Source organism: Oribacterium sp. (assembly GCF_057249185.1).
On record NZ_DBHIGR010000154.1, the window covers coordinates 1 to 5,307 of the forward strand.

The 5,307-nt window shown below is 42.9% G+C and carries 6 protein-coding genes; all 6 read right to left on the bottom strand.

Translation table 11 applies throughout. The features are described from left to right. Positions 1-322: sce7726 family protein (locus ACO4PX_RS08340; RefSeq protein ID WP_485572257.1), on the bottom strand; the 322-nt coding region annotated here is incomplete at its 3' end. Continuing rightward, complete coding sequence (locus ACO4PX_RS08345) at positions 312-1,841, bottom strand: hypothetical protein (protein ID WP_485572258.1); 1,530 nt, start codon at positions 1,839-1,841, stop codon at positions 312-314. The genes ACO4PX_RS08340 and ACO4PX_RS08345, both read right to left, overlap by 11 nt. 33 nt (positions 1,842-1,874) lie before the next feature. Next, the gene (locus ACO4PX_RS08350) at positions 1,875-3,215 is read right to left on the bottom strand and encodes a L,D-transpeptidase family protein (RefSeq protein ID WP_485572259.1); all 1,341 of its coding nucleotides are present in this window, start codon (positions 3,213-3,215) and stop codon (positions 1,875-1,877) included. Between the two features lie 12 nt (positions 3,216-3,227). Further along, a complete protein-coding gene (gene truA, locus ACO4PX_RS08355; protein WP_183684072.1) occupies positions 3,228-3,977 on the bottom strand; it encodes a tRNA pseudouridine(38-40) synthase TruA in 750 nt (249 codons plus the stop codon). Between the two features lie 9 nt (positions 3,978-3,986). After that, positions 3,987-4,898, bottom strand: coding sequence for a selenium metabolism-associated LysR family transcriptional regulator (locus ACO4PX_RS08360; RefSeq protein WP_183684073.1), 912 nt, complete (start codon positions 4,896-4,898; stop codon positions 3,987-3,989). Between the two features lie 45 nt (positions 4,899-4,943). Continuing rightward, a partial coding sequence (locus ACO4PX_RS08365) for an AIR synthase-related protein (protein ID WP_485572260.1) occupies positions 4,944-5,307 on the bottom strand: 364 nt, incomplete at its 5' end.

The following is a 5,307-nucleotide window of genomic DNA, read 5'->3' on the forward strand; positions in this document are numbered from 1 at the left end:
AAAAATCACATTTCCCTTCTACCTCTTCCACCGTGATAATCCCCCAAAAGGAGGGAACATGACTTTCTATGCTGTGGGCGTGTTTACTGCCCACTACCACCATATTGTAGTCAAAATATTGATTATAATTTTTTACCTGTCCTTCCAGTCGACTATAGCTGTCATGGTCCGATTTAATTTCAATCCCCATAAAGCTGTCTTCCTGTATAAGAACACAGTCTGCCCGGGCTCTTCCAATAACCTTTTCTTCCAGTATTCTGGACTTTCCGTAGCTTTCTTCCAAAAAGAAGAATAGACTTTCCCGAATCTCTTTATCGTACATCTCCGGGCCCCTGGTCGGAAATAATATATTCTTCCGAGCTGCTTTCCTCTTGCTTTTTTGTCTCCGTCTTCTTTTCTTCCTGTTTTGCAGCAGGCTTCTCTTCCGCTTTTGTTGCTTCGGTATTTTCCGAAGAAGCGGCCTGGCTTGTTGCCTGGGATTCCGCTACCGCCTCGGAAGAAGCTTCCGCTCCGGCAGTCTCTGCTGCGGGCATTTCCGGAACAGGAAGGGCTGTTCCGTTCTCCAGTCCCCTTTCCAAAGGAACTCCGGAGAGCATATACAGCTCATGAAAATTCTCCCTTTCCTCTTTAGAGGCAAAGAGCAAAAGAATCTGTCCCTTGGGAAGAACTTCCTTCGTGTATATGCCTAAATAGCTGCTACCTTCCATACTGTAGCTGGCTGTAAGAATCCCGTCCACAAGACAATTCCCTTGATTTACTCCGGAAACCATAGAAAGAGACTGGGCCAAGATTCCGCTTTTGCCTGATACGCCTACTGCTTCCATTTTTTCCCTTGGAAGCAGTAATCCTGTGTCTCCGATTTCTTGAAATTCTTCTTTGGAAATCTTTATGCAATAGGGCTCCTGTTCCAATAGAGCATTTAAGGGAGTCTTTAAGCTATCCTGCTTGTTTTCTTCGCTTTTCGTCGAACTCTCCTGTCCTTCCTTTGCAGGTTTTTCTATTGCCTCTAAAAAGGCATTGGGATAAAAGCGCCGAACAAAGGCGGAATAGGCCTCCCCTTCCGTCAAAAAGGCTTTAGGATCCGTTTGCTTTCTGGCCATAAGCTCTGCAAGATTCATAACTTCCAAGCCATAGTACTCCGCAAGATTCTTTACCACAAAGGCATTGTCCTTGGTATGCTTATCCTCTGCAAATGCCCGGTCTCCAATCAAACATAAAATTTCCGCTTCCGGAAATTTTCTTTGACATTCCCGAAGCAAAAGCTCGTAATAGTAAGGAAAGGTATAGGGATTGTCATAATCCGAGAAGGAAAGGAAAATCAAATCTCCGCTAAGCTCTTCCTCCTGCAATTTAAGATAGCCGGATAAGGCTGTGGCATTCCCGGGGAGCTCAGGAACATTCCATTCCACCTTTCCACCGTATTTGTCTTCCAGCGCTCCCTGAACAGTGGTGAAAAAGTCATTCTCCCCCTTTAAATAATCATTTCCAAGAAAAAGAAGCTTAAGCTCTCCTTTTTTCTTTAATTTGTTGATACTGTTGGAAAGCTTATCCTCCTTTTGTTCTCCCGGCTTTTCCTCCTGCTCTGCAACGACGGTTTCACCGTTATGCCGATTTCTTTCCGCTATCACATTATTCCCATAACGATATACCCCATAGAGAAAAATTCCTGAAAGTAAAAACGGCAAAAGAACGAAAAAGAGGAGAAAAGGACTTTTCCCCTTTCTCCCATAGGATTTTCTTTCTTTTTCCTCTGAACCCTCTCCCTTGGTTTCATGAGCAAAAGCTTCTCCGGTCTTTTGCATACTCAGTACTTCCTGCTTTTGCTTATCTTCCCCTTGCACTTCTCATCCTTCTTTCTACTATACTTTTTTCCATTAATGATGGCAAATAATCGGCATTCCCTGATAAACAAACTGGTACAAATCCTTTGCAATCTGGGGAGGGAGATTCACGCATCCATGAGATCCTCCTCTTAGATAAATATTTCCTCCGAACCGGTTTCTCCACCAAGCATCATGAAAACCGATTCCTCGATTAAAGGGCATCCAATAGCTCACCTTGGTTTCGTAATCCTCACCCTTCAAAGTAGCATTCTTTGTCTTATAGGTAAGGGGATAAATACCATCCGGTGTTCCGTTGTTTCTGGATACGTTTCCGGTCACACAGTCAGAGCTAAGCTTGATTTCTCCGTTTTCTACATAAAATATTTTTTGTTTTGCAATATCCACTTCCACATAGGTATTTCCTAAATCGGAGGCTCCTCTTCCCGGTGCCACCGTGTCATACTCCGCTTCTCTGGATACCGCTTCATTGGACTTTAAATTTGTAAGAAGTGCCGCTTCTTCTTTTTTTACGGAAAGAGAAAAACCGTATTTTCCCTTCAACAAAAGTACTCTTCCGTCTTCTGTATGAAAAGCTCTTTCTTTCCCTGCGGTGTCGGTAAGCGCCTTTAGCTCTTTTACATAGTCCTTTAATGCCTTTTTATTGAATTCTCCGTTTTCCATCCATTGGTGGTATCGGTCCGGGGTCAGTTCAACTGTCTCACCGGAAAAGTTGTACCGAAGAAGAGCTTGCAAGCTTTTATTTTTTTCCTCCGCCACCGGTTTTAGCTCTTCCGTTTTCGCCTCGGGCTTTTGATAAAAATCTCCCTCTCGAAGATCAATTCGGGAACTTCCTTCCGAAATGGCCTGAATAAGCATAGTCCGAAATTTATCCCGATCGATTTTCCCGCTCCACTGCTCATCTCCCACCGCATAGCCCTTTCCGGGAATATAGGCGGTAAGGAACGCAGCCCTTGCTTCTTCATCACTGTCATGCTTTTCAAGATACTTGTTAATAAAAGCATCCAAAGCCGCTTCATCATAATGCAGACTGCCTTCTAAATCATAATTCTTTTTCTTTCCCAGAGAGAACAGGAGATAGAAGGAATCCGGTTTGGGAATATGAGAAAAGTCGGAATCATAACGAAGCTGAATATCCTTTCCATAAAGATTCTCCTGATGACCGTTTTTATCGATGATAACAAGATGATAGGCATCCTGTCTTTTCTGTGAGAATAATTCCCGGGCTTCTTCCCTCTTTAAAAGAGAAACATCGACATTCTCAATATAGGTTCCGGGAAAAAAACGACCGGACAGCAGACTTAAGCCTATTAAAACAATGCATACTATGGATAAAATGCTTATTCCCAAGGAGAATAACAACGCTTTTTTCAATTTCAATCCTTTCTAATCGTAAAGAACCTTCATAAGACAAAGTCCCTTTGCCGGTACCGTGTAACCGGCTTGCTGCCTATCCTTTGCATCAATAATCCCGGGTATATCCCCGGCTTTCCTTTTATGATAGCCTACTTCCAGAAGTGTCCCTACCATAATCCGAATCTGGTACTGCAAAAATCCGCTGCCTTCAAAGTAAAATCGAAGCAGATTTTGACTTTTTTGAATACGAATACTGCTTATAGAACGAATAGTGGATTTCTTCATCTTAGGATTACCGCAGAAAGATTTAAAATCCTGTTTTCCGATCAAAAACTTCGCCGCCTCCTGCATAGCCTCCAAATCAGGCTCTTCCTCCAAATGGAGCAAAATCTTTCGATCAAAAACCGGTTTTGTTCTTCCGATATAGCAGGAATATCGATAGATTTTCCCCAAGGCATTGTATCTGGCATGAAAGCGGGGGCTGACCTTCTTTACAGAGACAATGGCAATATCTTCCGGAAGATAACGATTTCCGTAATCCTGAATCTCTTCCTCGGAAAGCTCCGTATCCAAAAATACATTGGCACACATCCCTCTGGCATGCACCCCTGCATCGGTTCTGGAGGCACCGATAATCTCTACTCCCTCTTCATTTCCCGGAATTCTGGAAAATACCCCTTCCAGCTTGCCCTGAATGGTCGCTTCCTGATCCTTCTGTTTTTCAAATCCAAAATATCGGGAGCCGTCATAGGCAACGATAAGCTTATAATTTTCCTTCATGAATATCCTTTATAAAATCTTCTGCTTTTCAACATGATTCTGCATCATCTGTAAGAACAGCTTCACCCGATTGCTCATGGGATAATGATTGTTGCTAACCAAATAAATTTTACGAAAATATCCGTCCTCCTGCAGCGGAAAATCCAAAAGCTCCTTATTCTTTATAGCATTTCTTGCTGCAAGACGGGAAACTATGGCTACCCCAATGCCTTCCTTAACGGAAAGCAAGATGGCACCGGTATTGGCAAAACGAGCCACCACCTTTAACTCCTCCGGTTTTAAGCCCATCTGTGTTAAAAGATTTATCGCCTCTTTTTTCGTGCCGGAACCATTCTCCCGCATAACAAAATCTGCCTTTCGCAAGAAAGAAAGATCTCCTTCCTTCTGCTTATTCTGGTAAAATTCCGTATTGGGTGTGACCAAAATTAATTCATCTTCATAGAAAGGCAGAAAATTGCAGTTAGACATGGGAACGATGGATCCGGAAAAAGCCAAATCCGACCGATGCTCTGCCACATCGGTAACAGCTCCCTTGCTGTCTGTCTCATGAATACGAAACTCTGTATTTGGGTATCGTTTGCTAAAGTTTGCCAAAATGCCCGGAAGCAGGTATTGCGCCGGAATGGAGGATGCGGAAATAATAATTTCATTTACCTCTTCCTTCTCTTCATCTTTAAAAGCATTCCGAATCTTATTGGAAAGATTCACAATGTCCTTGGCATAGAGATAAATCTGCTCTCCTTCATTGGTGGTATGCACTTCTTTTGTAGTTCTGTTAAAAAGCTGTACCCCCAAGTCCTCTTCCAAACTACTGATATAAGAGCTCACTGTAGGTTGGGTAAGATATAATTCCTTGGCCGTTTGTGAAAAACTTTTGTTTTTAACGATACGAACAAATGCTTCTAGCTGTTTAATATTCATGCTACGTCTCCTTGTTGCCTTATTTGCTATTGCTTTGCAAGTTTTTTAGTAGAGAATAATATTTTTCTCTTCTAATTCCCTTACTTCTCCTATACAGGATACCGTCGTATCTAAATCTGCCTTTTCAAAAGCTTCCAGTGCTCTTTCCTTTTCTTCCATGGGAATACTGTAAAGCAATCCTCCGGAGGACTGGGGATCAAAAAGTAAATCCTGAAATGCCGTGGAAATTCTGCTGACATCCACTTTTCCCTCCTGGAACTTCCGGTTAGCGTAAGCCCCTGCCGGAATCATACCCAATTCCGCATACTCCAAGCTTTCCGGAATATAGGGTATGGCGGAAGAATCTAGGTGAAAAGTCACCTTACTGGCCTCTGCCATCTCCAAAGCATGTCCCATCAAACCGAAGCCG